General features: G+C 57.4%; 2 protein-coding genes and 1 pseudogene. 1 reads left to right on the top strand and 2 read right to left on the bottom strand.

Features of this window, described 5'->3' with window-relative positions; all coding sequences use genetic code 11:
• Positions 1 to 338: 338 nt before the first annotated feature.
• Together EOA24_RS33240 and EOA24_RS43995 are read right to left on the bottom strand one after the other, a co-directional pair.
• Positions 339 to 1,237: pseudogene (locus tag EOA24_RS33240) on the bottom strand (hydantoinase B/oxoprolinase family protein).
• Complete coding sequence (locus EOA24_RS43995) at positions 1,176 to 1,583, bottom strand: hydantoinase B/oxoprolinase family protein (RefSeq protein WP_281059915.1); 408 nt, start codon at positions 1,581 to 1,583, stop codon at positions 1,176 to 1,178. The pseudogene EOA24_RS33240 and the gene EOA24_RS43995 overlap by 62 nt, the downstream one beginning before the upstream one ends.
• A 523-nt stretch (positions 1,584 to 2,106) precedes the next feature.
• On the opposite strand from EOA24_RS43995, the gene hemA reads away from it, so the two are divergent.
• On the top strand, positions 2,107 to 2,780 hold a 674-nt coding region (hemA, locus tag EOA24_RS33230), incomplete at its 3' end, for a 5-aminolevulinate synthase (RefSeq protein WP_127410538.1).

Below are 2,780 nucleotides of genomic sequence, written 5' to 3'. Positions count from 1 at the left end.
CCAGACCGCGCGTCACGCTGGGTCGGCTCGCCATAGCCGCTATCGCCGCAGGCCACGAGCTCGGTTCGCTCGCCGGCGCTACACACCTCCTCATGGAACGCCGGCAGTTCGACTAGCTTGCCGTCCGTCCCGCGTTTGGAACTTCGACTGGCTTTGGCTTCACCGCCGCCGAGCACGCCACGCGGCAGAAAGGTTGTGCCGTCGGTCGAGTAGACCAGTGTCGTCTCGCGGTCGACGGGGGATAGAAGACGCCGCCCACGGCGGGAGCGCCCTCGAACTGGCCAATGCCTTGCGTGTTCACCACGCCGCGCGATTCAATGATGATGGGATACATGCATTCATCCACCTCTACGGAATCCAGTGCGATCAGGCCGCCATTCCGGCCCGCCATCATAGCCGTGACGCGCTCCGCCGCCGGCGTAGCCAATGAACACCTGGTTGACGTAGGGCTGCCCATCCTTGAACGGATCCTTGCCCGAAATCACGCCTATCCCCGCCGGCAGGTGCGAACCGCTCTCGGCCTGGCCATAGGGTTCTCCCATCGTCGAGAACACGCAATTGCCGGCGATGATCAACCGGTCGTTTACATTGGTGGTCGCCACCGAGGTGCCAACCGGGTAGCGCGGTTTGCCGACCACGCTTCCCTCACGCATCAAGACCTTGATGCCGCTCTTGGCACCCTCGTTGTGCGGGATGCCGTCGTCGAGATTGTTGAAGACGCCGATTCGGCACGAGCCCGTGCAAGTGTTTTCCGACAGATTGAGACCGCCCGGCACATTATCCATGTTGTCACGCACATCGACCGTGATCTCGCCGGCTTGGGGGTCGACATCGATGGTGATCCTGATCGGGATGCCCCCCTCCGCCACGCCGGGGACAGGGTCATGGCGGACCTCGTAGGAGAACTTGCCCTTCGGCAGTTTGGCGATCTCGGCCATTGCGCGCCGCGCACCGTAGTCGAACCAGTCCTCGACAAAAGCCACGAGTGTGTCGCGAGCGTATTTTTCGAGCAGTTCCAGCAGACGGCGTCGACCGGTCTGCAGGCGCCGATCTGGGCGCGGACATCGCCCAGCCAGATGTCTGGAACGCGGTTGCGCATCATGCCGATACGCAGGATGTCCTGCTTCTCCCTGTGCTGTTCGATCACACGCACGCAGGGGAAGTGGATTCCTTCCTCATAAGATGTTTTTGGCGGATGGCAGATAGGTCGAAGGTGTCGGCGCGCCGGTGTCTGCATGATGGGAGAGCGTCACGGCCCAGAACAGCGGCTTGCCATCGAAGAAGATCGGCATCGCCATGATCAGGTCGGCATGATGGGTACCGCCCGTGTAAGGGCAGTTGTTGAGGAAAATGTCGCCGTCGGCGACATCGTTGAACAGCTCCGTTATCGGACGCGTTGCCAAATCCATCGACATGACGTGGATAGGCAGCGCGTGCTCGGTGGAAACCAGACGATGATCGTCAGTCAGGATCGCGCAGCTCAGGTGGCGGGCGTTCTTGATCACCGCCGAGCGGCTGGCTCGCATCACCAACAGCGTCATCTCCCGGACGACGGCCTCGAACCGGCTCTTGAGAACCGACATCAGGAACTGCGCCTATGTCTGATGACAGAAGTTTCCACGTTCGTGAGGCGGCTCCGAACCGACTGGACCGACGATGACGCCGGCACCGTCGACATGATCCGGCAGACCGGCAATCCAAGAGCTGCATATGGCGTTGGCAGAGCGCTTCGCCGCCGAAGAAGGGCTGTTGCGCGACAAGACGCGGCCCTCGCGTATTGTGGCTCTCTGGCCCGCAGCCCCGCTGAGCATGACTTTGATAACGCCGTGAGAGGATTCGGACGACGGGCCAGAATTATTAAATATTGCGGCATTATGCATTTTTAGACATTGCCGTAACAAATTACGTTAACGTTCTTTTCACTTGAATTTTGGGGTTTGTTATTCAACTAATAAGGACGGCCGAACACCAGCAAGATCAAGCTGGTTAGTCGAAATCGAATTTTGCTGGTGCTTGTTGAAGGATGCGACGGGCGTTGGCGATATGCACGCGCGCTGTGAAGCAGTTCTCAGCGACCCGAAAAAGGTTTCCCAACAGGAGGTTGACTTGGACTATGTGCAATATTTCACCGAAAGAATCGAGCAACTCAAAGACCGCGGCGACTATCGTGAATTTGCCGATCTGGAGCGTCAGTCTGGCAACTTCCCAAAGGCTTGGCTCAATGGGCCCGACGGCCGAAAAGAGATAACCATTTGGTGCACTAATGATTATCTCGGCATGGGGCAGCACCCCAAAGTCCTATTGGCAATGAAGCGCGCCATCGATGCCAACGGCGCAGGATCGGGAGGATCCCGCAGCATTGGTGGCACCAACCATTATCATGTCTTGCTGGAGCGGGAGCTTGCAGATTTTCATAATAAGGAAGCAGGATTGATTTTTGTTTCTGGCTTCAGCTCAAACGATTCGTCATTGAGTACATTAGCATCGTTGATGCCGAACACAGTTATATGTTCCGACGCGCACAACCATGCTTCGATTATCAGTGGATGCCGCAACAGCCGGGCGGAAAAGCGCGTCTTCCGGCATAACGATGTTGCGCATTTGCGGGAACTTCTGGGCAGTGTAAATCCTGCAAGACCCAAGATCGTTGCTTTTGAATCGATATATTCAATGGACGGTGACATTTCACCGATCAAAGATATCTGTGACGTGGCGGACGAATATGGCGCAATGACGTTTCTGGATGAAGTTCATGCATCGGGAATGTACGGTCCGAAAGG

It is taken from the genome of Mesorhizobium sp. M2A.F.Ca.ET.039.01.1.1, assembly GCF_003998035.1.
Taxonomy (GTDB): domain Bacteria; phylum Pseudomonadota; class Alphaproteobacteria; order Rhizobiales; family Rhizobiaceae; genus Mesorhizobium.
This window is presented reverse-complemented; position numbering and strand designations above follow the sequence as displayed.